Here is a 23,524-nt window from a genome sequence, read left to right on the forward strand (position 1 = left end):
GGCCCGCCTCATCCGGCGGAACGGTCGAGGGCGACGGGCCGCGCGCGCCCTCTGTGCTGCACGGTCGGCCAGCGCGGGTCGACGGTGAGCACCTCCACGTCGTCGCCCGTGACGAGCACTGTGTCCTCCACCTTCGTGCCGGGCGCCGAGGGGTTCCACGCGAAGGCCTGGCGCTCGACGATGAGTTCCCTGGCCGCCGGCGTCGCTCTCGGATCGCGACCGAAGTAGCCGGCCGGGCCGCCCTGGTGGTGGCGCTCCCACTCGTCCTCCGCGAAGCCGAAACGGGGATAAGCGGCCCGCAAGGCGTCGAACGGCACGTCGAGCCTCAGCCCCGGACGGGTCGCATCGAACGCCGCCGCCTCGACGTTGAGAATCGCGCGCTCAGCCGTGAGCTCGTTCTGCGAGGGGCGTTCGAACGTGACCCAACGCGTGATGTTGGCGATCATCCCGTGCCTCCGCGCGCACACGACGACCATCGCTCGCCGACCGAGCGGCGCCGAGGTCGGCAACGGATGACGGTACCCCAGTCGGTCGGCGCCGGAGACGAGCACCACGAGCGGATCCGCACCCGCGGCGACCACGCGCCCGGCCAGCACCGACGCGAGCGCCCGCTCCGTCTGCGCCGGCGACGCCTCCAGCAGGACGTCGGTCACGAGCGCGGCGACCTCGCGGCAGAGCGTGCGGTAGCGCGCGAGCTCGAGCGGCAGCAGCGAGGCGCGCGCACCCCGGAGTTCCTGCACGACGTCGGCCTCCGCGAGATCACCCGACCGCCCAGCCGCATCGGAAAGCGGCACGTGCCACGGCACCCGCTGCACGTCGAGCCCGTCGGGCAGCTCCTCCGCGAGCATCCGGTCGGCCTCGTTCTCGTAGCAGTAGACCGTCTCCTCCTCCGGTGAGACGGCCACCGCCAGCACGGGCGCACCGTTCAGCGACACGGAGACGCGGGCGCCATCGAGAAACCAGGCGAGCATCTCGGCCGAGGACAGCACCAGCCGCTTTCGATCGGAGCGTGCCGCCAGCACGGCGCGTAGGCGCTCGAGCTTCCGGGGCCGATCGGTCGGCAAGGACGTTCGCTCGCCCGATGACATGGCGGCACTCCTGTTCCGCGGTGATGAGAAACCGCTTTCTGCTGCAGCGTAGCGGCCGCCTTCGCAGGGTCAGCGCTCACATCGGGATAGTCGTGGCCGCTGGTCAAATCAGCTGAGCACGTCCTTGGTCGTGAACCGGCCCACGGCGAGCGCGCCGAACACGACCACCCAGCCGAGCTGCAGCAGTGCGTTGTCCTGGAACCCCGACCAGTCGATCGGTTGCCGGAGCAGGTCGCCGAAGCCGAACCAGTGGTGGCTGAACATGAACGGGTGCAGCGCCTCGAGCTGAGGCAGCGCGTCGACGATCTGCGCGGCGCCGGCGGCGACGACCGTCGCGGCCATCGCGCCGATCGGCACGGTGGTCAGCGTCGAGATGAACAGGCCGACGGCGCCGAGCCCGAGCAGCGACAACGTCGAGTACAGCACCAGCAGCAGGGCGCGGCCGAGGTACTCGCCGGTGCCGATCGTGTCGCCGGAGAGCAGCGTCACCGGACCCACGGGGAACAGCGCGGCCCCGATCGCAGCGCCCGCGACGACGATGACGAGCGACGCCGCGAACAGGAAGACGACGATCGAGGCGAACTTCACCGCGAGCAGCCGTAGCCGGCCGACGGGCGCCGCGAGCAGGTAGCGCAGCGTGCCGAGGTTCGCCTCGCCCGCGATGGAGTCACCCGCGACCACGCCCACGGTCAGGGGCAGGAACAGCGGGATCGATACGACGAGCGCGGTGAACGAGACGAACAGCCCGTTCTCGGTGATCGACGCGAGGAACGCCGGACCGCGGCCGCTCGGCGGCCCGCCGGTCACCCGCACCGCGACGGCGATGAGGATCGGGATGAGGGCGAGCGCGGCGAGCATCGCCCACGTGCGGCGGCGGCGGAAGACTAGGGCGAGCTCCGACCCCAGCAGCGCGAACGGGCGGGCGGGGCGCTGCGTCTCAACCGCGGACATCGAAGCCCTCCCCCGTCAGCGCGACGAACAGGTCCTCGAGCGTCTGGCCGCTGGCCGACAGCCCCCGCAAGCGCACACCGTCGCCCACGAGCGCCGCGGCGACGTCCTCGACCTGGAGGCCGTCACGCAGCTCCCCCTCGAGGTGGTCGCCGCGGTCGACGGGGTCGAGGCCGAGCCGCGCGAAGACGGCGGCCGCCTCGGAGGCATCCGGTGTCTGCACGGTGATGCGGCGGGTGCCGAGCTGCCGCAACTGGTCGAGGGTGCCCTGGGCGACGAGCCTGCCCGCGCTCATGATGCCCGCGTGCGTGCAGACCTGCTCGATCTCCGAGAGCAGGTGGCTCGACACGAAGACCGTCGTGCCGTCGGCGGCGAGGGCGCGGATGAGGTTGCGCACCTCACGCGTGCCCTGCGGGTCGAGGCCGTTCGTCGGCTCGTCGAGGATGAGGAGGTCCCGCGGACGCACGAGTGCCGCGGCGAGGCCGAGGCGCTGCTTCATGCCGAGGGAGTAGGCGCCCGAGCGCTTCTTCGCAGCGGCCTGCAGCCCGACCCGCTCGAGCGCGCGGTCGACGCGCTGCCGGCGGGTCTTCGGGTCGCTGCGCGGGTCGGCGGCGTCGAGCCGGTGCAGGCTGTTGCGCCCGCTGAGGAACGGGTACGCGGCCGGACCCTCCACCAGGGCACCGACCCGCGGCAGCACGGCACCGATTCGGCCGGGCATGGTCTCGCCGAGCAGCCGGATCTCGCCGGCCGACGGTGAGGCGAGGCCGAGGAGCATCCGGATCGTCGTCGTCTTGCCCGAGCCGTTGGGGCCGAGGAAGCCGAAGACGGCACCGCGCGGCACGTCGAGCGCGAGGTCGTCGACGGCGCGCTGCTGCCCGAAGGTCTTGACGAGCCCGACCGTCTCGATCGCCCTGTCTGTCACCGCTCGGCTGTCACCGCTCGACGGATCGGTGCGTTCATGAGGCGGCGGCCGCGACGAGGGCGTCGAGCGGCACGGCGCCGGTGAGCATGCGACCGTCGTCGGTGAGCAGCACGCTGAAGAGCGTGGTCTGCACGCCACGACCGCCCTCGACCGGGGTCGTGAGCTGATCGAGCAGTTCGGCGGACTCTCCTGTCGCACCCGAGAGCGCGCCGGCGGGAGCGACCGACTCGACGATGATGGTCCAGTCCTCGCCGGTGACGGTCGGTCGCGGGTAGTCGCCGCGCTCGCGGTCCTCGCCCTCGCTCGGGGTCTTCGTCACGACCTCCGCGCCCGCGGGCGGCGTGAACTCGAACAGCGAGTCATCCGGAGCGGAGTAGTCGATGGAGGTGAACTCGACCTCGACGGCCGTGACACCGGATGCCTCGACGCTGACCCGCAGCGGCACGCCGGTCTCGGCGTCGACCGCGATCGCGACCGAGTCGACGAGGGTGTCGTCGGTCTGCGGGTCGAGCACGAGCAGGTCCGCGTTCCGGCCGGCGACCCGCGTGCCGGAGTCGAGGGTCACGTCGGTCGAGGGAGTGACGTTGTCGAGGAAGCGCTGGGCGAGCTCCGCGGGGGTCAGCCGTGTGACATCCGTCGGCGGCGTTCCCTCGTGCTCGGGAACCGTGACCTGCACGGCGGTGTTCTCGCGCGAGTCCCACGCCCACACCTCGTCGCCGTTGCGGATGACGTCGCGCTCGGCGAGGTCGTCGAGCACCTGCACGCGCTGCTGCTGCGGTCCGCCGACGAAGACACGGAGCTCGTGGGGCGCCGTGAGCTCGGCGATCGCCTCGGAGGGGTCGTCGATCGCGCCGCGGTACATGCCGTTCGCGGTGTCGGGGAGCTCTGGCAGGCCGAGGTCGGAACTCTGGGTGACCTCACCGGAGTACTGCGCGTCGGCGCTCGACTCGACGAGCGAGATCAGCTCCTCGACCGACTCGGCGGTCGGCTGGCTGCTCCCGGCGGCGATCGCGGGCCCGCCGAAGGCGACGGCGGCGACCGCGACGGGCGCCACGATCGCGGGGGTCCACTTGGCGAGCTTCTTCATCGTGCGACACCTCGACGTGATCGGCGGAGCTTCGGGTTGGGAAGAGGGTACGTCGGGGTGCGGACATGCGGCAGGGCGGGCGCCTGCGAAAGGAGTGGGAGTCAGTCAGAAAGGGGGAAGCGCGGGACCCTTCTCGACGTTGTAATCCCTGATGCCAGCGCAACTTCTCAACCGTCTCGAGCGCCCGGTCAGCGCGCCCGCACCCCGCCTCTGGGTCCCAAAGCACGTCGTCGTCACCCGGTCGGCCGCGGAGCTCCCCCACACCGCCGAGATCCTCCGCCGCGTCGAGGTCGCCGGTGTCACCGACATCGACTTCCTGCGTGCGGACCGCCTCACCTCGCCCAAGGGCGAGACCGAGCGCGAGGCCTACGCGCGCGCCAAGGCGACGCTCGCCGTCGTCGTCGCTCCCCCGTCGCAGCTCAAGCCGCAGCCCATCCCGCCGTCGGCCGACTGGCGCCTCGACCTCGCTCGCGGCTGCCCCGCGCACTGCCAGTACTGCTACCTCGCAGGCTCGCTCTCCGGGGCGCCGATCACTCGCGTCTACGCGAACCTCGATGACATCCTCGCCCCGATCTCCACACTGACCGGCCACGGCACCGTCACCACCGGCGACGCGGCCCGGGGCATCGAGGGCACGACGTTCGAGCTCTCCTGCTACACCGACCCGCTGGGCATCGAGCACCTGACCGGCTCGCTCGCCACGGCGATCAGCCGGGTCGGGAGCGGTTTCTACGGCGACGGCGCCTCCCTGCGCTTCACCACCAAGTTCGACGCGGTCGAGCCCCTGCTCGAACTGCCGCACGGCGGCCGCACGCGCATCCGCTTCTCCCTCAACGCGGCCGAGGTCGAGCGCTTCGAGGGCGGCACGGCACGGATGCCGCAGCGCATCGACGCCCTTCGCCGCGTCGCCCAGGCGGGCTACCCGGTCGGACTCACGATCGCGCCGGTGATGCCCATCCCGGGCTGGCAGGACTCGTACGGCACCCTGCTCTCCGACGTGGCCGCCGCGCTCGACGGCATCCCGGACCTCGACCTCACGGCTGAGGTGATCACGCACCGCTTCACGCCGTCGAGCAAGGACGTGCTGCTGAACTGGTACCCGCGCACCAAGCTCGAGATGGACGAGGCCTCACGCACGGCCAAGCGTTCCAAGTTCGGCGGGGTCAAGTACGTGTACCCGCGCGAGACCATGACCGACCTCAAGGGGTGGTTCGGCGAGCAGCTCGGTGAGCGGCTGCCCGGGGCGCGTTTGCTGTACTGGACGTGAGCGCTACCGGGAAGGGCGCCTCATTGTTGCCACTTCCCGTATACCCCGCCACACTGGCCCGGTGGATGACGCGGCGCCGAGCGGACCGGCGACCGGAGCCGTGAATCCGGCGGAAACCCGTCGACGCGACCGGGGCGGAACGGCCGAGTCATCCGACACGCCTCTCTTGACGACCAAGATGCATGCCGCGAGACCGCGGTCGGGCGCCGTCGCGCGTCCACGCCTGATCGCGCGGCTGGCCGCGGGGCGGGCACGAGGGCTCGTGTCGATCACAGCTCCCCCCGGCTTCGGGAAGACGTCGATCCTCGCCGAATGGCTCGCGGACCCCGCCTCGCCCGCGTGTGTGGCGTGGGTGTCGCTCGACGACCGCGACAACTCCGCTCGCACCTTCTGGCGGTACGCCCTCACCGCGTTGGCCGGTGCGACCCGCAGCGCCGAGCAGGCGCTGGCCGTGCTCGAAGCAGCGGAAGCGCCGATCGATGCGGCCCTGACCGCACTCGTCAACGAACTCGACCTGAGTGCCGATGAGGTCGTGCTCGTGCTCGACGACTTCCACGCCATCGAGGACCGCGACATCCTCCACGGGGTCGAGTTCCTCGTCGAGAACGCTCCCCCGAATCTGCGGATCGTCCTCGCCGGTCGCGCGGACCCGGCGCTGCCCCTCGGGCGGTTGCGCGCCTCGGGTCGACTCGTCGAGCTGCGCGCGGCCGACCTCCGGTTCACGGAGCACGAGGTCGCCGACTACCTGCGCGCCACCGTCGGCGATGTGCTCGCGCCCGCGGAGAGCGCCGCGCTCGCACAACGCACGGAGGGATGGATCGCGGCGATCCAGCTCGCGGCGATCTCGCTCGAGGGCCGCACGGACGCCTCCGACTTCGTCCAGAACTTCGCGGGCGACGACCGACACGTGGTCGATTACCTGATGGAGGAGGTGCTGCGCCGGCAGCCTGCTGCCCTTCGCACGTTCCTGCTCGACACCTCCGTCCTCGGCCGGTTCACGAGCGACCTCGTCGAAGCGGTGACGGGAGCGCCGGCGGGCGCCGCCGCCCTCGAGAGTCTCGAGCGGGCCAACCTCTTCCTGGTTCCGCTCGACGACAGGCGCGGCTGGTACCGCTACCACCACCTGTTCGCGCAGATGCTGCGCGCCCGCCTGCTCGTCGAGACCCCGCAGCGCGTCGGGATGTTGCACGAGCGGGCGAGCGAATGGTTCGAGAAGTCGGGCCTGGCCGAGGACGCGATCCTCCATGCCGTCGCGGCGGGCCGCTTCGACAGGGCGGCCGCGCTGATCTCCGCGGAGGCACCGACACTCAGGCGGCGGCGCGACGAGTCGACGCTGGTGCGGTGGCTCGAGCTTCTGCCCCGGCCCACCGTCCGGGCGAGCGCCACCCTCAGCCTCGGGCTCGCGGGCGCACTGCTGTCCGTCGGTCGCGTCGACGAGGTCGACGAACTCCTCGAGTCGGCGGCAACCGGAGCCCCCACCGACGAGCTCCGAGCGGTGGAAGGCGGAGTGGCCCTGTACCGCGCGGCGTGCGCGCTGGCCGGCGGCGACGTGAAGGGCGCGGCAGAGCAGGCGCAACTCGCAGCGGACCTCGCCGCCGACGGCGACCATCTGGCACGCGGATCGGCGCTCGGGTTGATCGGGCTGACCCGATGGAGCCGCGGGAACCTATCCGACGCGGAGACGTCCTGGTCGGTCGCCGTCGAGCAGCTCCGACTCGCGGACCACGTCTCCGACTCTCTCGGCGGCACCATCGCCCTCACCGACATCGCCATGGCACAGGGGCGGCTCGGCCACGCCGCCGCGCTGGCCCGCGATGCGCTGAGCATCGCTCAGGCCTCCGATCCGCCGTTGAAGGGCGCCTCGGACATGCTGGTCGCCCTCGCCACCGTGCTGCTCGAGCGCGACGACCTCGAGGGTGCTCGCCGGTGCCTCGCCGAGGCGGACGACCTCGGCGACGACAACGGCCTGCCGCAGAATCGCCATCGTCTGCTGACCCTCACCGCGCGACTGCACCTATCCGAGGGCGACGCGGATGCCGCGATCGCCGCGTTCGACGCGGCGGAGCGCGCCTACACGCCCGACTTCTTCCCCGACCACAGGCCGATCGCCGCTCAGAGAGCCCGCGCCTATCTGGCCGCCGAGCGCCACCAGGACGCCCGTGACTGGCTGCGTCGGCGTGGGCTCGCGATCGACGACGAACTGACCTATCTGACGGAGTACGAGCACCTCACGCTCGCCCGCATCCTGCTCGCCGACGGTGCCGAGCCGACAACCGCCGCTCGCGTCACCGAGCTGCTCGAACGGATGCTGGACTCGGCGGAGCAAGGCGGCAGGAGGGGCAGCGCGATCGAGGTGCGCGCCCTACTCTCCCTCTCTCACGCGCGACAAGGTCGGCTGAACCAGGCGCTCGAGACGCTGCAGAGCGCCGTCCGGTCGGCGGAGCCCGAGGGTCACGTGCGGCCGTTCGCCGACGAAGGCGAGCGGATGGCGCGGATGCTCACCCTGCTCGCCCGGAGCACTCCGCGCGATCTGCATCTGCGACGGCTCATCGACGCCACCAACACGACGCCGGCACCTGACCGGAGCGCGCGGAGCGTACCGCTCGGCCCGCCGCTCAGTGAGCGCGAGTTCGACGTGCTCCGCCTGCTGCGCTCCGACCTCGGTGGCGCAGCCATCGCCCGCGAGCTCTCGGTCTCGCTGAACACCCTGCGCACGCACACCAAGAGCATCTACACGAAGCTCGGTGTCACCTCCCGGCGCGAGGCGGTCACGCGCGCCACGCAACTCCAACTGCTCTAGCGACGCGAAAATCACCAGATGTGGTGATGCCGTCTCACCTCCCCGGTTCCTACCGTTCAGGTGTGACATCGACCGACACTCCTCCCACCTGCTACGCCATCCGCGTCGCGGGGCACCTCGACGCCGGCTGGGCTGTGTGGTTCGACGGCATGCACATCACCACCGAGAGCGGGGGCACCACGCTGCTGCGCGGCGACCTCGCCGATCAGGCCGCCCTCCACGGCATCCTGAACCGGCTCCGCGACAGCGGGCTCCCCCTCCTCTCGGTGAACATCGACCACTCAAGGAGCACGTCATGACCCTCTCGACCCATCCCCGCCCGGACACCATCCCCGGCACCACCCCGCGACGGATCGCCGCGACCGCCGGCGCGCTCTACCTCGTCACGTTCCTCAGCTCGATCCCCGCCTACCTGTTGATCACCCCGATCCTCACCGACCCCGGCTATATCGTGAGCGCCGGGGCCGACACTCAGGTCCTCCTCGGCAGCATCCTGGATCTCGTGAACGCGGTCGCCTGCATCGGCACCGCGGTCGCGCTGTTCCCGCTGGTCCGTCGCGTGCACGAGTCCGCGGCCCTCGGCTTCGTCGCCGCACGCGTCATGGAGGCGGCGATCATCGTCGTCGGCGTCATGGCCCTCTTCACGGTCATCAGCCTGCGCCAGCCGGATGCCACGGGCGCCGAAGCCGACACGCTCACCCTTATCGGCACCGCCCTCGTCACGCTGCGCGACTGGACGTTCGGCTTCGGGCCCGGCTTCGTGCCCGCCGTCAACGCGCTGCTGCTCGGGTACGTGCTGTACCGCTCCCGGCTCGTGCCGCGCATCATCCCGCTAGTCGGCCTGATCGGCGCCCCGCTGCTCGCATCGTCGACTCTCGGCATCATGCTCGGGGTCAACCACGAAGGCTCCGTCTGGCAGGCGGTGGCCACCGTTCCGATCTTCCTCTGGGAGCTGTCGGTCGGCCTGTGGATGCTCGTCAAGGGCTTCGACAGCGACGCGGTCGCCGCTGTCACCGAGGAGGCACGATGAGAGCGGCGGTCTATCGGCGCTTCGGTGGTCCCGACGTCGTCGGCGTCGAGGAGGTCCCCACTCCTCGTCCCCGCCCCGACGAGATCCTGATCCGCGTGCACGCGAGCACGGTGAGCGCCGCCGACCACCGGTCGCGCTCGAAGGACGTGCCCCGCGGTCTCGCCCTTCCCAGCTCGCTCGTGCTCGGTCTGTTCCGTCCGCGCCGGCGCGTGCTCGGCATGGACGTCGCCGGGGTGGTCGAGGCGGTCGGCGCCGAGGCCCTCGGCTTCGCTCCGGGAGACGAGGTCATCGCGATGCTCGGCAGCCGCTTCGGCGGGCACGCGGAGTACGCCTTGATCAAGGCGACCGATGCCGTCGCGCCGAAGCCGTCACGCCTCCGCTTCGACGAGGCTGCGGCGATCGTGTTCGGCGGCATCACGGCTCGGGCCTTCCTCCGCCAGGCGGACGTGTCGGCCGGAGCGCGTGTGCTGGTCAACGGTGCATCCGGTTCGGTCGGCACGGCCGTCGTGCAACTGGCTCACGCCTCGGGCGCTCACGTGACGGCGGTCACGAGCGACGCCAACGGTGACCTCGTCATGGGTCTCGGCGCGGACGAGGTCGTCGATTACGGCAAGACCGACTTCGCTGCGGACGGCAGGATGTACGACGTTCTCGTGGACTGCGTCGGCAACGCGCCGCTGTCGCGGGTGAAAGGCAGCATCGCCTCCGGAGGCGCGGTCCTGCTCGTCGCGACCGACCTGCCCTCGCTCCTCACGGCCAAGCGCGACGCCCGCCGCCTCGGCATCAGCGTCGTGACCGGCCCCGGCCCGTATCGCGCCGACGACCTGCGGTACCTGACACAGCTCGCCGAGGAAGGGCGACTCGTTCCAGTCATCGACCGCACCTACCGCCTCGACGAGATCGCCGACGCGCATCGCTACGTCGACACCGGCCGCAAGCGCGGGAGCGTCGTCCTCGCGGTCAGCTGAACGCGCGGCTCACTCCTTGCGGCGGCGCGAGACCGTCACGGTGAACTTCGGCGTGCGCCGCACCTCGCGGGTCTCCCCCACGATCCGGCCGAGCGGGCCGCGGTAGGCGAGGTGGGAGTTGTAGACCGTCCAGAGCTCACCGCCGGGCGCGAGCACTCGCGCCGCGTCGCGGAAGAGGCGGAGCGCCACCCCGGTGTGCACGGTCGAGCCTGTGTGGAACGGCGGATTCAGCAGCACGAGGTCGGCCGAGGCATCGAGCTGCTGCGAGAGCCCGTCATCACGGCGCACGCTGAGGTCGGCCTCATTCGCGGCAGCCGTGGCGCGGGCTGACGCGACCGCGGCAGCCGACGTGTCGGTCGCCAGTACCGTGAGGCCCGGGCGCCGACGCGCGAGGGACGTGGCGAGGATGCCGGTGCCGCAGCCCAAATCGATCGCGGTGGTGGCATCCGGGTACATCTCGTCGAGGTGCCGGAGCAGTTCGCGCGTGCCGAGGTCGAGCTTCGGCCCGGCGAAGGCCGCCCCGTGAGCGACGACCCACAGCCCGAGCTCGTCGACGAACGCGCGCCGCGGCCATGAGACCTCCGGGCTCGGTCGGGGCTCGCGCGTCTGGATCACGCGCGACTTCTGCCGGGCGAGCGAGGCCCGCACGTCGCCGAAGTGCCGGCCGAGCAGGTCATTCATCGCCACGGACATGTGCTTCACACGCCCTCCCGCGAAGACGGTCACCGACGGATCCGCGAACCGGGCGATCGCCTCGGCGATCTCGTCGAGGGCATCGAGCGATTTCGGCAGCTGCAGCAGCACGACCCGGGCTCCCGCCAGCAGTTCCTCCCCGAGCTCGAGGGAACGGAAGCCGCTCACTCCGGTGATCGCCGCGTTGTTCTGCAGGGCCAGCTCGCCGGTGTACGAGTCCTGGTGTGTGCGGAGGCCGCTCGCGCCGTGAAGGGCGACGGCTGCAAGCGTCAGGGCGCCGTAACGGTCGCCGATGACGACCACCTCACCGTCGGCGGCCGCCCGAACGGCGTCGCCCGCCTCGTCGAGGATCAGCCGATCGGAGGCGTCGAACGCGAACAGGTTCTCGGCTTCGACATCCGGATGCCGGCGCAGAACGGCGAAGTCGAAGTCGAGAGGCATGGGTCCACGGTAGAGGGGCGCGCTAAGACTCGGCTTCGTCGCTGAGCGCGGCCTTTGCCCGCCGTCACCCGTTTGACTGCGTCACGTAACGTGACCGGCTTCTGGCACGGATCCGCGCGACGCCGTCGCGCCGGAGCGGTGCGCCTGCCCCGAGCGGATGACGAGATCGAGCTTGTCCCGCGTCGCGATAAGTTCCTCGAGCTGCGCCTGCACCCGCGCGCGCTCGGCGAGCAGCCTCTCGTGCATCTCCTGGGTGAGGATGCCGTGCTCCATGCACGGGAGGATCTGCAGGACAGCCTTGCTGCCGAGGCCGGCGGCGTAGAGGTTCTGGATGAAGCGGACGCGCTCGACCGCCTCCGGCGCATAGTGGCGTTGCCCGCCGGGGCTCCGGTACGCGGCGAGCAGACCCTGCTCTTCGTAGTACCGCAGCGCCCGCACGCTGACGCCCGCCCGCTCGGCTACCTCTCCGATCCGCATCGCACCCCCGTCTGCTGCTTCTCCGACTTGACGCTCACGTCAACGTCAGGTTCTACGGTACCGGCATGACTACTGCATTCGTCACCGGAGCCAATCGCGGCCTGGGCCGTCATTTCGCCACCGAACTGCTTGCCAGAGGAGCGAAGGTCTACGCGGCCGCACGTCGCGCCGACGACATCGACCTTCCCGGCGCCCACCCCATCGCCCTCGACATCACCGACCCCTCCGCCGTCGCCGCAGCGGCCGCGACGGCCCACGACGTCGACCTGCTGATCAACAACGCCGGGATCTCGACCGGCGCGCCCTTGCTCGGCGACCTGGAGGGCGTGCGCGCCGAGATGGACGTCAACTTCTGGGGCACCTTGTCGATGGTCCGAGCCTTCGCGCCCGTCCTCGCAGCCAACGGGGGCGGGGCCGTCGTCAACGTCGCCTCGGCGCTGTCCTGGTTCGCCGCTCCGGGGGCCGGCGCCTACGCCGTCTCCAAGGCTGCCAACTGGAACATGAGCAACGCGCTGCGCCTCGAGTTGGCCGGTCAAGGCACTCAGGTGACGTCGGTGCACCTCGGCCTGGCGGACACGGATATGGCGAAGGCCATCGACGGACCCAAGACCGATCCCGCCGTGGTCGCCGCCCGGACGCTCGAGGCCGTGGAGGCGGGAGACCTCGAAGTGGTCGTCGACGAGTGGAGCGCCATGGTCAAGGCCTCGCTCGCCGGGGACCCTCGCAGGTTCTACGACCGCTTGCTCGGCGCCTGACCCTCACCGTGAGCCGAGGCTTCGGGCGTCACGGCGACCGCCGATGTGGTGCCCCTGGAGGGACTCGAACCCCCAACCGTTTCCTTAGGACGGAACTGCTCTTCCATTGAGCTACAGAGGCGGGACAACCGTGGGCCAGTCTAGGACAGGCGGGCGGCAGAGCCGGGCGCGGAGCTAGCCGCGATTGTCACATGTAGCCGCGGATGTTCGCGGCTCGTTGTCACAAGCGCGGCTAGTGCGTGCGGAAAGGGCGCTGCGGTTCCGATACGCGGGCTGCGCCCGATACTCGACCGCCGAGGGCTCAGTTGAGCGGAGTCCCCTGGTGGAACTCGATCCGCCAGCCGTCCTCGTAGCGGCGCCACCACGACGAGCGGCGGATCTTCTGGTCGCCCGCCTGCGAGACGTACGTGATGAGCACGAAGCCCGGCATGATCATGCGGCCGGTCATCTCCGACACGAGCGCACCCTCGTCCATCGACGAGGAGAACCCGGCGATGCCGTCGAGCATCTCCTTGCGCGTCCAGAGCTTGCCCGACCGCCCCACCTCGGTGAACCGCGGCGCGAGCATGCGGTTGACGGCGGCGCGATCTCGGCGCACCTCGGGCTGCAGCAGCGTCAGTTCGGCTTCGACGGCCGCATCGACGTCGGGGTTCCGCTCGACCATGGGTTGAAGGTACCGCTTTCGGGGGTCAGCGCCGCGAAGCATCCGGGGCACAAATAAAAGGAACGGATGCCGTCAGGCATCCGTCCCCCTGAGGAGGAGCGGATGCCTGGGCATCCGCCCCTCCTGCCCCGGCTCAGCCCGCGGCGACCGCGATCTCGTTCGGGGTGCCGTCGAGCTCGGCCGAGGCGAGCACCCCACCCGTCTCGATGTCGACGGCGTGCACCCCGTTCGACGCCGGCTCGGTCACGTAGGCGATGTGCCCGTTGACGGTGAGCGCGGGGTGCGGGTCCTGCCACTCGGCCGGGCCCTCCCACGCCTCGATCACCGGGTACGACTGCTCGATGGCGCCGGTGGTCTCGTCGAGGATGTGCAGCTGCCCGTCGGTGCCGAGCAGCACGATCTCGTCGTGCGGGCCGCGCGCGACGTCGCGGAAGGTGTAGCCGATCCCCTCGGGCAGGTCGACGATCTGCATCGTCTTCGCCTCGGTGTCGATGAGGGTGAGCTTGGTGAGCACATAGCCCTCGGCATCCGGGTCGGTCTTGTAGTCGCCGACCGCGATCGTGCTGTTCTCCGTGACATACGCGTTGCCCATGCGGCCGAACTCGTCGGGCGCCGTGATCTTGGTGATCTCGCCGTCGTCGTAGACGAGCGCGCCGTTGCTGCACCCGAACACGACGACCTCGTTCGCGGCCGTTCCCTCGCCGTGCACCGAGGGGCACTCGTCGCTCGTGGCGACCTCCTCACGGTCCTCGTTCAGCACGCGGATGCCGGAGCGGCTCTCCGAGTTGCCGACCGTGGTGAGCAGGGTGCCGTCCTCGAGCTCGATCGACACCCCGTGGTGCGCCTCGGGCGCCGGGACGACCTCGGTCTCGGGCAGTTCGCCGTCGGTCTCGAGGAGGTCGTCGGTCTCGAAGATCGTGGTCTCGCTCGTGCCGTCGGCGTAGAGGATCGTCTTGCCGGCGTGCCGCACGACGTGACCGGCGGTGTCGGCCTCGAAGACGAGGTCGGTGAGCTCGGGCTCGGCGACGTAGGAGCTGCCGTCCTCGGTCCAGGTGCCGGCGTCGAGCACCTGGAAGCCCTCGGCGGTAGTGACGAGCACGTGGCGCCCGTCGCCCGCGGCGTTCACGCGGGTGAAGCCGTCGATCGGCAGGTCGCCCTCGAGCTCGAGGGTCTCGCCGTCGAGCACGAAGATGCCGCCGTCGTAGGTCAGGGTGATGCGCGGCGTCGGCTGGTCGACCTGCGTCGCGGATGCCTCGGCGTCGGTGTTCACCGCCGGGGTGCTCGTCGCGCAGCCGGTGGCGAGCAGTGCGGTGGTGAGGAGCGCGGCGGTCATGCCGGCCCGTCGGTGGAGCTGAGTCTCCATGGTTTCCTTCTCGGTCGTGGTCCGGCCCAGGTCGTGGTTTCGGCCTAGGCGAGACCGGTGGCGATGCGCTCCGTGTTGACGCGCATCATGGTCAGGTAGGTGTCGGCGCCCGCGCCCTCGGGGGTGAGCGACTCCGTGTAGAGCTCGACGACGTCCACGTCGCGGTCGGCTTCGTCGGCGAGCACCTGCACGAGCCGGTCGGGCTGCGACGACTCGGCGAAGATGGTCGAGACTCGCGCCTCGTCGATCGCGGCGACGAGGTCGCGCAGGTCCGAGGCGCTCGGGGCGGCCAGGGTCGTGCCGCCGGGGATCACCGCGCCGATCACCCGGAACCCGAAGCGCTGCGCGAGGTAGCCGAAGACGTGATGGTTGGTCACGAGCGCGCGGCGTTCGGCGGGGATCGCGGCGAAGGCATCCGTCATCTCGGCGTCGAGCTGCTCGAGTTCCGCGCGGTACTCGTCGGCGGAGGCGGCGATCGCCTCCGCGTCGACGCCGTCGAGCGCCTCGAGCTCGGCGCCGAGCGCGTCGACGACGTCGAGCATGCGCGCGGGATCGGTCCAGAAGTGGGAGTCGGGCATCCCGACGGCGTCCCCCTCGGCGTACTCGAGCACCTCGATGTGGTCGCCCGCGACGAAGGTGGGCACGTCGTTCTCGGCGGCGGTGTCGAGGTGCTGCTGCAGTCCCTCCTCCAGGCCGAGCCCGTTCGACACCAGCAGCGCTGCATCCTGCATCCGCCCCGCCTGCTGCGCCGAGATCTCGAACGAGTGCGGATCGGCGTCGGGCTTCATGAGCGTCATGACCTCGGCCTCGGCGCCGACGAGGTTCTCCACGACGTCGCCGAGGATGTTGGTCGTCACGACGACCAGCGGGCGATCGCTGCCCGCGGCGGAGCAGCCCGTGAGGCCCGCGGCGAGGGCGAGCAGAGCGGTGAGGGCGGCGGTGCGGCTCATGGTCAGCGTCCCGTCTCGGCGACGAACGCCGGCATGTGGTCGGTGTCGAAGGTGCGGGCGACGCGGCCCGCGTCGGCGAAGTCGAGCTCGAAGAGGCGCTGCTCGGCGGGGCCGTTGAGGTAGGCGCGCTGCTGGTCGGCGACGAGCGTCACGCCGGCGGCGAGCGCGGGATCGGCGAGCGACGCGGCGACGAGCGGCTCGGTCGTCGCGAGCGTCGCGCCGGTCTCCGACAGCACCGTGACGCGCCCGTCGGTGGTGAGCCCGAGCACGTGCCCGTCGTTGTCGTCGACGGCGGTCACCTGCTGCAACGGGGCTTCCGCCGTGACGAGCGACCACGACCGCTGCCGGGTGTCGAGCAGCCAGACGCCCCGCTCCCCCGCGAGCCCGGCGACGGTCGGCCGGTTCTCGCGGGCCGAGAACGTCGTCGCCGCGGGAGCTGTCGCGTCGGCGGGGTAGGGCACCGATTCGAACCGGATGCCGCCGTCGCCGTCGGTCACGAGCAGCGCGCCCTCGGCGCACGGGAACGCCACCCCGACCACCGTCGTGATCGCGGATGCCGCGCCGGTGCATGCCTCGACGTCGCCGGTCGGCTCCCCCGCGGCGTCGTACGCCTGCACCTCCGCGGTGACGCCCGCGGCATCCGGCCGGGTGACGAGGGCTCCGTCGCCGAACGGCACGATCGTGCCCTCGTGCGGCTCGGTCTCGAGGCGGAACACCTCGCGGATGTCGCCGTCGGCTAGCGCCTTACCGTCGAGCAGCACGGCCTCGCCGGACTCGGGGAAGAAGACGCCGACATTCGAGGCGCTCGTGGCGATCGTGGCCTCGCCGGCGCCCTCGACGACGCCGACCTCGCGCGGGGTGGCGCGGTAGTAGTGGAAGTGGTCCTCGTGGTCCCAGGTCCAGGCGCCGCTGTCGATCACCGAGACCGTGCCGCTCGCGGCGGCGGAGGCGAAGAGGTAGCGACCGTCGGTCGTCGTGGCGGTCACGCCGTCGATCGAGCCGAGCTCGGCGGTCTCCTCCGTCAGCAGGTCGAGGGCCTCGACGGCCCCCTCGTCGGAGACGGTCATCAGCTGCAGCTGGGGCTCGGTGACCTCCTCGGCGCCGGCGATCGCCCCGTGACCGTCGCCGACCGTGGAGGTCGGGGTGGGTTGCGCGGCGGGGTCGGCGGGCGCGCAGCCGGCGAGGGCGACGGCCGAGGCGAGGGCGAGCGGTGGAAGCGTGTTACGGAAGCGCACGGACTGCTTTCTCGGTGGGGACGGGGTCGGCCTGCGCCACCGGCGCGCCCGTGGGACGTACGACGGCGCGAAGGAGGGACGAGACCGCGGCGAACGCGATCGACGTGGCGGCGATGGAGGCACCCGCGGCGGTGCCGCTGTGCCAGGAGACGACGAGCCCCGTGCCGACGGCGAGCGCGCCGACGAGCGCGCCGAGCAGCATCCGCGACTCGATCGAGGTGGTCCACGGCGCCGCGGCCACGGCCGGGGCGAGCAGCAGCCCGACCACCAGCAGCGACCCGACGGCCTGGTACGAGGCGACGACGGCGACGGTGACGAGACCGACGAGCACCCCCTGGGCGAGGGCGGGGCGCAGCCCCATCACCTTCGCGACGCGCTCGTCGAAGGCCAGCGCGACGAAGGAGCGGTGAAACGCTGCGGCGGTGACGAGGACGATGAGGAGCGCGAGGGCGAGCACGACCAGATCCGGCACGCGGATGGCGAGCACGTCACCGAACAGGATCGCGGTGGTATCCGAGGCGAAGCTGCCCGAGTGCGAGATGACGATGACGCCGAGCGCGAGCATCGCGACGAAGAGCAGGCCGATGCTCGTGTCGTGCGAGAGGCGGCCCCGTCGGCGGACGAGCCCGACGCCGATGGTCATCACCGTCGCACTCAGCGCCGCGCCCAGCAGCACGGGCGCCCCGACGAGGGTCGCGACGGCGACGCCTGGCAGCATCCCGTGACCCATCGCCTCACCGAGGAAGGCCATCCCGCGCAGCACGACCCAGGTGCCGACGACTGCGCAGATGGCGGCGACGAGTACGCCGCCGACGAGGGCGCGCAGCATGAAGTCGGCGGTGAAGGGTTCGAGGAGCCAGGACACGGTGGGCGACGATAGCGTTAACCGAGAACGATTATCAATTGCTAGGGTCGCGTCATGCTCCCCCTGGCAGAACTGACCGGCGTCCGTGTCGAGTACGACGGTCGTGCCGCCTTGCAGGGTCTCGACTTCGTGGTCTCGCCCGGGGAGGCGGTCGCGGTCGTCGGCGCGAACGGCTCCGGCAAGTCCACGCTGCTGTCGGTGCTCGCGGGCGTCCGGATGCCGGATGCCGGGCGCGCCCGGTTCCACCCGGCGCTCCGGCGGGCGTTCGTGCCTCAGCGCTCCGCGGTTCCCGACTCGCTGCCGCTCAGCGCCGCCGACGTCGTGTCGATGGGGCGCTGGAGCGCCGCACGAGGGCGTCCGCTCGTCCGCGAGGACCGGGCGATCGTCGCGGAGGCGCTCGACGCGATGAGCCTCGGCGCCCTGGCATCCGCGCCACTGTCGACAATGTCAGGAGGTCAGCGACAGCGCACCTTCGTCGCCCAGGGACTCGCACAGCGGGCCGACCTGCTGCTGCTCGACGAGCCGACGGCGGGCCTTGACGCGGAGTCGCGCGACCTGGTCGCGGCGGCGATCCGATCGGAGGCGCGACGCGGGGCCGCCGTGGTCTACGTCACACACGACGAGGACGCCCTCGCCGGGGCCGACCGCGTGCTCCACATGCACGCGGGGCCGATGCATCCGCTCGCCCCCGCCCCTGAGTGCGCGACCGCCTAGGCCGCCGGCGCCAGGTACTCCTGCCACTGCGGCTCGCTCCGCTCGACGCCGCGCACCAGCCAGGCGGTGCCGTGTGGCGGACGCGGGGTGACGCGCAGGTGCCAGCCCATCTCGGCCGGGGTGCGGTCGCCCTTGATGTTGTTGCACTTGAGACAGCAGGCGACGAGGTTCTCCCAGCTGTCCGCTCCCCCGCGCGACCGGGGCAGGATGTGGTCGATCGTGCCAGCGGATGCCCCGCAGTAGCCGCACCGCTGCCCGTCGCGCCGCAGCACGCCGCGCCGCGACACCGGCACGCTGCGCGTGTGCGGAATGCGCACGTAGCGACGCAGGATGATGACCGACGGCCGGTCCCAGGACGACGAGGCGCCCCAGACCGGGTGATCGTCGTCCTGCTCGAGGATCGAGGCCTTCCCGTTCATCACGAGCACGATGGCTCGCTTGAAACTCACCACCGCGAGCGGCTCGTAGCCCGCGTTGAGGACCAGTGTGCGCATCATCCGCCTCTCGAAGGGCCTGGACGGCTTCCAGGCTTTCCGACTCCTCAGCCGTTACGGGCCGATGGAGGGCAGAGACGAAAAAAGGCGCCGTCGATGACTCGACAGCGCCTAGCTTCTGCGGACGTGACAGTGCACGACCGGCTCACTGCTGTGCCGTATGTGGAACAGCGCACGGGCATCCACGGATTGGATGCTGAGCACTGCCGCCACGTCGGCTCTCCTCGGGTTCCTCACGGACTGAGGGCTTCAGAGTAACGCAGAACGGGCGAGCCGCCTCAGTGGCGACTCGCCCGTTCATCTGGCGTTTACAGACCTCAGCCGGTGATGCGGACGTAGTAGACCGCGTCGGTCCAGAGCGGACGCTGCTGCACGTTCTTGCCGCGGCGCGGTGCGTCGAGGATCTGACCGTTGCCGGCGTAGATGCCGTTGTGGCTGTGGTCGTTGAAGATCACGAGGTCGCCGGGCTGAGCCTCGGCCTTCGAGATGCGGACGCCCGAGTTGGCCTGACCGCGCACGCCGTGCGGGAGCGAGATGCCGTACTGGGCGTAGACGAACATCACGAGACCCGAGCAGTCGAAGCCGGAGGGGTCGGCGCCGCCGAAGACGTAGGGCGTCCCGATGTACTGACGCGCCGTGTTGTAGATGCCGCTGAGGCTGAACGACGTCGAGGGCGCCGCAGCGCTCGCCCCGGCGGAGGCGTTCGAGGTGGCACTCGCGGCGTACTCCTGGGCAGAGGGCCCGGTGTAGGACGCGGCCTGGGCCGCGTTGGCCGCGCGCTGGGCCTCGGCAGCGGCGCGCGCCTCCGCTTCGGCCACGGCGGCGCGGGCCGCCTGAAGCTCCTCCATCGTCGTCGCGGTGAAGTTGTCGCGGCTCGCGGTGGTCGCGGCGGCGTTCTCCGAGACGGTGACGTTCTGCTCGCCGGTCTCCATGAGCTGGGCGAGAGCGGCGTCGCCGGCCTCGCCGTTGGTGGCGTTGGGGTTGAACGCGTACGCCGGGATGGCCATGGTCGCGACGAGTCCCGCGGCGAGCGTCATGACGGCGAGGTTCAGCACGCCGCCCTTCTTCTCGCGGGGAGCACGCTCGGGCCGCACGGCGCGGGCCACGGCCCGGTTCTCCTTGGCGCGAGCAGCCGCCGCCATCAGTGCCGACGTCTTCTTCTCGGGCCGCGTGAAGGCCGACTCCTTCGGCTCGTTCACGGCAAGCCCACGGGAGTTCTCGGGTGTGGTGGTCAAGAGTGGAAACCTCCGCGTCTCGTCAGCACTAGGGAGCTGTCCCGTCCGTTTCGTCATTTCTGCGAAGTACTCAGATCAAGAGACGGGCGTCGGAGACGTCTTGACCAGGGCCCTTTTGGCCGCCGGACCGGCCGATGAGGACCCTGCCACGGTACCCGAAGGTAACGAATAAGTCACGCTCGGGTCACCCTTCCGTCATCCGGCGGCAATCCCACCCCGGCATCGCGATGCATTCACGCCGATCAGAGCGCGGATTCACCGGATGACGAGGACGATCTGCTGCACGTCCGCGAGCGGGCGCCGAGGCGACCGCCCCACCGGCTCCGTCGCCGGCGTCACGCAACTGTTGCAGCGGGCCGCGACACTTTCGGCGCGGCACGCCGAGCGGTTCGATTCCGACGGATGGAACGAGAAAGGGGCGGGGCCCGAAGGCGCCCGCCCCTTGTTCGACTCTCGCGTCAGCCCGCGTTGCGGCGGAGCCACGGCAGCGGGTCGACCTGCTGACCGCCGAGGCGGATCTCGAAGTGCAGGTGCGGGCCGGTCGAGGCGCCGGTGTTGCCGACGGCGGCGATGCGCTGCCCCGCCGACACCTTCTGACCGGGCGACACCGAGATGGAGCCGCTCTGCAGGTGGGCGTAGCCGGACTGCACGGTCTGCCCGCCGACCGTGTGCTCGATGAGCACCCAGTAGCCGTAGCTGCCCTCGTAACGAGCGACCTTGACGACGCCGTCGGCGACGGCGACGACCGGCGTTCCCGCGCCCGGCGTGAAGTCCACGCCCTTGTGCATGGAGGAGCAGCCGCTGCACGGCGACGCGCGCGGGCCGAAGTAGGAGCTGACCTTCGGGTTGCTCACCGGCCAGACGACACTGCCGGAGGCAGCCGCCGGCGCGGCGCTGCTGCTCGAGCTCTTCTGCGTCGTCCCCTTCTTGGCGGCGGCCTTCTCGGCAGCGGCCTTCTCCGCGGCGGCCTTCTCGGCAGCGGCGGCCTCGGCCGCCTTGCGCTCGGCCTCGAGCCGCGCCTGCTCGGCGGCGCGGGCCGCCTCGAGCTCTTCGCGGGTCGTGGCGGAGATCCCGCCGCGCGAGACGACGGAGGCCACGGCGTCGGACGACACCTCGAGCGTCTGCGCCTCGGGCGCCGCGGGCGCCACCTGAGCGGCGGCGGCCGTGACGTCCGGCTCGAACGCGTAGGCGGGGAGCGCCATCGTCGCGACGAGGCCCGCCGCCAGGGTCATGACTGTGAGGTTCAGCGTGGTGCCCTTGGCCGACCGGCGACGGCGGTGGCCGTTCTGGATCGGGATGGGCGCGGTGAGAGTGGTGGAATCCAGCTCGCGCGCGGGCTCCAGCTCGCCTTTTGAGGCGATGAGGGCAGGCGCGACGGAGATCTCGGGCGTGGTGGTCAAGAGTGGTGCCTCCGCGTTCCACCGGCACGAAGGTGCCGCCCGTCCGTCAGTTGCTCTGAAGGAGCTCGCATCAAGAGACGGGCAAAGGGAACGTCTTGATCGAGGTCCTCGTGGCCGCCGGGTCGGACCGATGAGGACTCGCCAAAGGTACCCGAAAAATAACGATTAAGTCACGGCCGTCGTGTCATGGGTCGAAAACTCGACTTGACGGCGGTCGGGATCAGCCCTCGACGTAGATGTGCACGGCCACCTCGTTGGGCAGCTCGAGCCCTTCGCCGAAGCCGTCGACCTGCACCAGAACATACGAGCCGGCGGCCGAGATCTGCGCCGTCGCACCTGGCACGACGCCGGCGTTCCGCAGCTGCTGCAGCAGTTCGGGCTCGAACTGCACGGGCTCGCCGAGGCGCCGGATGACGCCCGTCGTCGTTCCACCTCTGGCCGCGACCTGCACGATGTTGACCACACCCTGCATGAACGGCACGGCGGGCTCGTCACCGAGTTCCTCGAGGCCCGGGATCGGGTTGCCGTAGGGCGACTCGGTCGGGTGGTCGAGCATCTCGAGCAGGCGACGCTCCACCTGCTCGCTCATGACGTGCTCCCAGCGGCAGGCCTCGTCGTGCACGTAGGCCCAGTCGAGGCCGATCACGTCGGCGAGCAGACGCTCCGCGAGACGGTGCTTGCGCATGACGTGCACGGCACGGCTGCGTCCCTGCGGGGTGAGCTCCAGGTGGCGGTCGCCGGAGACGACGACGAGTCCGTCGCGCTCCATGCGGGCGATCGTCTGCGAGACGGTCGGGCCGGAGTGCCCGAGGCGCTCGGAGATGCGCGCCCGCAGCGGCACGATGTTCTCCTCCTCGAGGTCGAGGATCGTGCGCAGATACATCTCGGTCGTATCCACGAGATCGGTCATCGACTCATCCTCCGGAGACAGCTGTCAATCGCCGCTCAAGACTACTTGTTCTGGACGGATGACCCGGGCGGGTGCCACCACAGCGCGCCCTAGGATCGAAGGCATGGCCGCTCCGCGCATCCCCGCCGATCTGCTCCCCGTCGACGGCCGGTTCGGCTGCGGACCCTCGAAGGTCCGCGGCGACCAGCTCCTCTTCCTCGCCTCCGAGGGCGCGACGCTCATGGGCACCTCCCACCGACAGAAGCCCGTCAAGGATCTGGTCGGGCGCGTGCGCACCGGCCTCGCCGAGCTCTTCCGCATTCCGGAGGGCTACGAGGTGATCCTCGGCAACGGCGGCTCGACCGCGTTCTGGGACGCCGCCGCGTTCGGCCTCATCGAGCGCCGCAGCGAGCACCTGAGCTTCGGCGAGTTCGGCTCCAAATTCGCCAAGGCCGCCGGGGCGCCGTGGCTTGAGAAGCCCCTCGTGCTCAGCGCCGAGGGCGGGTCGCGCAGCGAGATCGAGATCACCGAGGGCGTCGACGTCTACGCCTGGCCGCACAACGAGACCTCGACCGGCGTCATGGCGCCCGTCAAGCGCGTCGCGGGCGACGCGGGCGCGCTGACCGTGATCGACGCCACGAGCGCGGCCGGCGGCATCGACTTCGACGCGGCCGAGGCGGATGTCTACTACTTCGCCCCTCAGAAGAACTTCGCCTCCGACGGCGGCCTCTGGTTCGCGCTGGTCTCCCCCGCGGCGATCGAGCGCATCGAGCGCATCGCCGCGTCGGGCCGCTACATCCCCGAGTTCCTCAGCCTGAAGAACGCGCTCGACAACTCGCGCCTCAACCAGACGCTGAACACCCCCGCCATCGCGACGCTCCTGCTCATGCAGAACCAGGTCGACTGGATGCTGCAGGGCGGCGGGCTGGCGGCGATGGCCGCACGCACCGCCGAGTCATCCGGCGCCCTGTACGAGTGGGCGGAGCAGAGCCGGTACGCTGCCCCGTTCGTGACCGATCCGGCCCACCGCTCGCAGGTCGTGGTGACGATCGACTTCGCCGACGAGGTGGACGCCGCCGCCGTCGCGAAGGCGCTGCGCGAGAACGGCATCGTCGACACCGACCCCTACCGCAAGCTCGGGCGCAACCAACTGCGCGTGGCGACGTTCGCGGGCATCGAGCCGGACGACGTGCGTCAGCTCATCCGCTCGATCGAGTTCGTGGTCGACGCGCTCTGACC

The 23,524-nt window shown here is 71.0% G+C and carries 23 protein-coding genes and 1 tRNA gene; 8 read left to right on the forward strand and 16 right to left on the reverse strand.

Annotated elements, in window-relative coordinates:
• Positions 1–8 precede the first annotated feature (8 nt).
• From JUB10_RS02590 to JUB10_RS02605, 4 genes are all read right to left on the reverse strand, one after another.
• Positions 9–971: a M24 family metallopeptidase gene (locus JUB10_RS02590; RefSeq protein ID WP_242682022.1), complete on the reverse strand. Its 963-nt coding sequence runs from the start codon at positions 969–971 to the stop codon at positions 9–11.
• A 225-nt stretch (positions 972–1,196) separates the two neighbouring features.
• Positions 1,197–2,039 carry an ABC transporter permease gene (locus JUB10_RS02595; RefSeq protein WP_207454004.1) on the reverse strand — a complete coding sequence of 281 codons (843 nt, stop codon included), beginning with the start codon at positions 2,037–2,039 and terminating at the stop codon, positions 1,197–1,199.
• Complete coding sequence (locus JUB10_RS02600; RefSeq protein WP_207454008.1) at positions 2,026–2,958, reverse strand: ABC transporter ATP-binding protein; 933 nt, start codon at positions 2,956–2,958, stop codon at positions 2,026–2,028. The genes JUB10_RS02595 and JUB10_RS02600 overlap by 14 nt, the downstream gene beginning before the upstream one ends.
• Positions 2,959–2,992: 34 nt before the next feature.
• Complete coding sequence (locus JUB10_RS02605) at positions 2,993–4,045, reverse strand: LolA family protein (protein WP_207454010.1); 1,053 nt, start codon at positions 4,043–4,045, stop codon at positions 2,993–2,995.
• Positions 4,046–4,196: 151 nt separating this feature from the next.
• On the opposite strand from JUB10_RS02605, the gene JUB10_RS02610 reads away from it, so the two are divergent.
• The 5 genes from JUB10_RS02610 to JUB10_RS02630 all read left to right on the forward strand — a co-directional run bounded on the left by JUB10_RS02610 (position 4,197) and on the right by JUB10_RS02630 (position 10,110).
• Positions 4,197–5,312 carry a spore photoproduct lyase family protein gene (locus JUB10_RS02610; RefSeq protein ID WP_207454012.1) on the forward strand — a complete coding sequence of 372 codons (1,116 nt, stop codon included), beginning with the start codon at positions 4,197–4,199 and terminating at the stop codon, positions 5,310–5,312.
• A gap of 262 nt (positions 5,313–5,574) precedes the next feature.
• Positions 5,575–8,112: a LuxR C-terminal-related transcriptional regulator gene (locus JUB10_RS14995; RefSeq protein ID WP_207454014.1), complete on the forward strand. Its 2,538-nt coding sequence runs from the start codon at positions 5,575–5,577 to the stop codon at positions 8,110–8,112.
• A 62-nt stretch (positions 8,113–8,174) separates the two neighbouring features.
• Complete coding sequence (locus JUB10_RS02620) at positions 8,175–8,411, forward strand: hypothetical protein (RefSeq protein ID WP_207454015.1); 237 nt, start codon at positions 8,175–8,177, stop codon at positions 8,409–8,411.
• On the forward strand, positions 8,408–9,142 hold the full coding sequence (locus JUB10_RS02625; protein WP_207454017.1) for a DUF4386 domain-containing protein: 735 nt from the start codon (positions 8,408–8,410) through the stop codon (positions 9,140–9,142). The genes JUB10_RS02620 and JUB10_RS02625 overlap by 4 nt, the downstream gene beginning before the upstream one ends.
• On the forward strand, positions 9,139–10,110 hold the full coding sequence (locus JUB10_RS02630) for an NAD(P)-dependent alcohol dehydrogenase (protein WP_207454019.1): 972 nt from the start codon (positions 9,139–9,141) through the stop codon (positions 10,108–10,110). Before JUB10_RS02625 ends, JUB10_RS02630 begins: the two co-directional genes overlap by 4 nt.
• Before the next feature lie 9 nt (positions 10,111–10,119).
• Here the strand turns inward: JUB10_RS02630 and JUB10_RS02635 are convergent, their stop codons facing one another.
• Together JUB10_RS02635 and JUB10_RS02640 are read right to left on the reverse strand one after the other, a co-directional pair.
• Entirely contained in the window at positions 10,120–11,244 is a 1,125-nt protein-coding gene (locus JUB10_RS02635) for a class I SAM-dependent methyltransferase (protein WP_207454021.1), read from the reverse strand.
• Positions 11,245–11,325: 81 nt separating this feature from the next.
• A complete protein-coding gene (locus JUB10_RS02640; protein WP_207454023.1) occupies positions 11,326–11,721 on the reverse strand; it encodes a MerR family transcriptional regulator in 396 nt (131 codons plus the stop codon).
• Positions 11,722–11,786: 65 nt separating this feature from the next.
• On the opposite strand from JUB10_RS02640, the gene JUB10_RS02645 reads away from it, so the two are divergent.
• The gene (locus JUB10_RS02645; protein WP_207454025.1) at positions 11,787–12,476 is read left to right on the forward strand and encodes an SDR family oxidoreductase; all 690 of its coding nucleotides are present in this window, start codon (positions 11,787–11,789) and stop codon (positions 12,474–12,476) included.
• 46 nt (positions 12,477–12,522) lie between these two features.
• Here the strand turns inward: JUB10_RS02645 and JUB10_RS02650 are convergent.
• The 6 genes from JUB10_RS02650 to aztB all read right to left on the reverse strand — a co-directional run bounded on the left by JUB10_RS02650 (position 12,523) and on the right by aztB (position 17,553).
• Positions 12,523–12,597 (reverse strand) — tRNA-Arg (locus JUB10_RS02650).
• Between the two features lie 180 nt (positions 12,598–12,777).
• Positions 12,778–13,140 carry a nuclear transport factor 2 family protein gene (locus JUB10_RS02655; RefSeq protein ID WP_207454026.1) on the reverse strand — a complete coding sequence of 121 codons (363 nt, stop codon included), beginning with the start codon at positions 13,138–13,140 and terminating at the stop codon, positions 12,778–12,780.
• A gap of 133 nt (positions 13,141–13,273) precedes the next feature.
• Positions 13,274–14,503, reverse strand: coding sequence for a zinc metallochaperone AztD (aztD, locus tag JUB10_RS02660; protein WP_207454027.1), 1,230 nt, complete (start codon positions 14,501–14,503; stop codon positions 13,274–13,276).
• A 44-nt stretch (positions 14,504–14,547) separates the two neighbouring features.
• Entirely contained in the window at positions 14,548–15,453 is a 906-nt protein-coding gene (gene aztC / locus JUB10_RS02665) for a zinc ABC transporter substrate-binding protein AztC (RefSeq protein ID WP_207454028.1), read from the reverse strand.
• A gap of 2 nt (positions 15,454–15,455) precedes the next feature.
• Positions 15,456–16,688, reverse strand: coding sequence for an ABC transporter (locus JUB10_RS02670; protein ID WP_207454029.1), 1,233 nt, complete (start codon positions 16,686–16,688; stop codon positions 15,456–15,458).
• A complete protein-coding gene (gene aztB / locus JUB10_RS02675; protein ID WP_207454030.1) occupies positions 16,675–17,553 on the reverse strand; it encodes a zinc ABC transporter permease AztB in 879 nt (292 codons plus the stop codon). Before aztB ends, JUB10_RS02670 begins: the two co-directional genes overlap by 14 nt.
• Before the next feature lie 54 nt (positions 17,554–17,607).
• Here aztB and aztA point away from each other — a divergent pair, with 54 nt between their 5' ends.
• A complete protein-coding gene (gene aztA / locus JUB10_RS02680; protein ID WP_207454035.1) occupies positions 17,608–18,267 on the forward strand; it encodes a zinc ABC transporter ATP-binding protein AztA in 660 nt (219 codons plus the stop codon).
• Here aztA and JUB10_RS02685 read toward each other — a convergent pair.
• The 4 genes from JUB10_RS02685 to JUB10_RS02700 all read right to left on the reverse strand — a co-directional run bounded on the left by JUB10_RS02685 (position 18,264) and on the right by JUB10_RS02700 (position 22,306).
• On the reverse strand, positions 18,264–18,761 hold the full coding sequence (locus tag JUB10_RS02685; protein WP_207454036.1) for an HNH endonuclease: 498 nt from the start codon (positions 18,759–18,761) through the stop codon (positions 18,264–18,266). The two genes, aztA and JUB10_RS02685, sit on opposite strands and share 4 nt — an antisense overlap.
• Positions 18,762–19,078: 317 nt before the next feature.
• Complete coding sequence (locus JUB10_RS02690) at positions 19,079–19,996, reverse strand: C40 family peptidase (protein ID WP_207454037.1); 918 nt, start codon at positions 19,994–19,996, stop codon at positions 19,079–19,081.
• 458 nt (positions 19,997–20,454) lie between these two features.
• A complete protein-coding gene (locus JUB10_RS02695; RefSeq protein ID WP_207454038.1) occupies positions 20,455–21,396 on the reverse strand; it encodes a M23 family metallopeptidase in 942 nt (313 codons plus the stop codon).
• Between the two features lie 220 nt (positions 21,397–21,616).
• A complete protein-coding gene (locus JUB10_RS02700) occupies positions 21,617–22,306 on the reverse strand; it encodes a metal-dependent transcriptional regulator (RefSeq protein WP_207454039.1) in 690 nt (229 codons plus the stop codon).
• A 103-nt stretch (positions 22,307–22,409) separates the two neighbouring features.
• On the opposite strand from JUB10_RS02700, the gene serC reads away from it, so the two are divergent.
• Complete coding sequence (gene serC / locus JUB10_RS02705; RefSeq protein WP_207454040.1) at positions 22,410–23,522, forward strand: phosphoserine transaminase; 1,113 nt, start codon at positions 22,410–22,412, stop codon at positions 23,520–23,522.
• Positions 23,523–23,524: the final 2 nt, after the last annotated feature.

Origin of the sequence: Desertivibrio insolitus, assembly GCF_017355965.1 — a bacterium.
Lineage (GTDB): Bacteria > Actinomycetota > Actinomycetes > Actinomycetales > Microbacteriaceae > JAFIQW01.

Coding starts and splice junctions, on each gene's coding strand:
- JUB10_RS02590 (WP_242682022.1), bottom strand. CDS start 971: ATGCTCGCCTGGTTTCTCGATGGCGCCCGCGTCTCCGTGTCGCTGAAC.
- JUB10_RS02595 (WP_207454004.1), bottom strand. CDS start 2,039: ATGTCCGCGGTTGAGACGCAGCGCCCCGCCCGCCCGTTCGCGCTGCTG.
- JUB10_RS02605 (WP_207454010.1), bottom strand. CDS start 4,045: ATGAAGAAGCTCGCCAAGTGGACCCCCGCGATCGTGGCGCCCGTCGCG.
- JUB10_RS02610 (WP_207454012.1), top strand. CDS start 4,197: ATGCCAGCGCAACTTCTCAACCGTCTCGAGCGCCCGGTCAGCGCGCCC.
- JUB10_RS02625 (WP_207454017.1), top strand. CDS start 8,408: ATGACCCTCTCGACCCATCCCCGCCCGGACACCATCCCCGGCACCACC.
- JUB10_RS02630 (WP_207454019.1), top strand. CDS start 9,139: ATGAGAGCGGCGGTCTATCGGCGCTTCGGTGGTCCCGACGTCGTCGGC.
- JUB10_RS02635 (WP_207454021.1), bottom strand. CDS start 11,244: ATGCCTCTCGACTTCGACTTCGCCGTTCTGCGCCGGCATCCGGATGTC.
- JUB10_RS02640 (WP_207454023.1), bottom strand. CDS start 11,721: ATGCGGATCGGAGAGGTAGCCGAGCGGGCGGGCGTCAGCGTGCGGGCG.
- JUB10_RS02645 (WP_207454025.1), top strand. CDS start 11,787: ATGACTACTGCATTCGTCACCGGAGCCAATCGCGGCCTGGGCCGTCAT.
- JUB10_RS02655 (WP_207454026.1), bottom strand. CDS start 13,140: ATGGTCGAGCGGAACCCCGACGTCGATGCGGCCGTCGAAGCCGAACTG.
- aztD (WP_207454027.1), bottom strand. CDS start 14,503: ATGGAGACTCAGCTCCACCGACGGGCCGGCATGACCGCCGCGCTCCTC.
- aztC (WP_207454028.1), bottom strand. CDS start 15,453: ATGAGCCGCACCGCCGCCCTCACCGCTCTGCTCGCCCTCGCCGCGGGC.
- aztA (WP_207454035.1), top strand. CDS start 17,608: ATGCTCCCCCTGGCAGAACTGACCGGCGTCCGTGTCGAGTACGACGGT.
- JUB10_RS02685 (WP_207454036.1), bottom strand. CDS start 18,761: ATGCGCACACTGGTCCTCAACGCGGGCTACGAGCCGCTCGCGGTGGTG.
- JUB10_RS02700 (WP_207454039.1), bottom strand. CDS start 22,306: ATGACCGATCTCGTGGATACGACCGAGATGTATCTGCGCACGATCCTC.
- serC (WP_207454040.1), top strand. CDS start 22,410: ATGGCCGCTCCGCGCATCCCCGCCGATCTGCTCCCCGTCGACGGCCGG.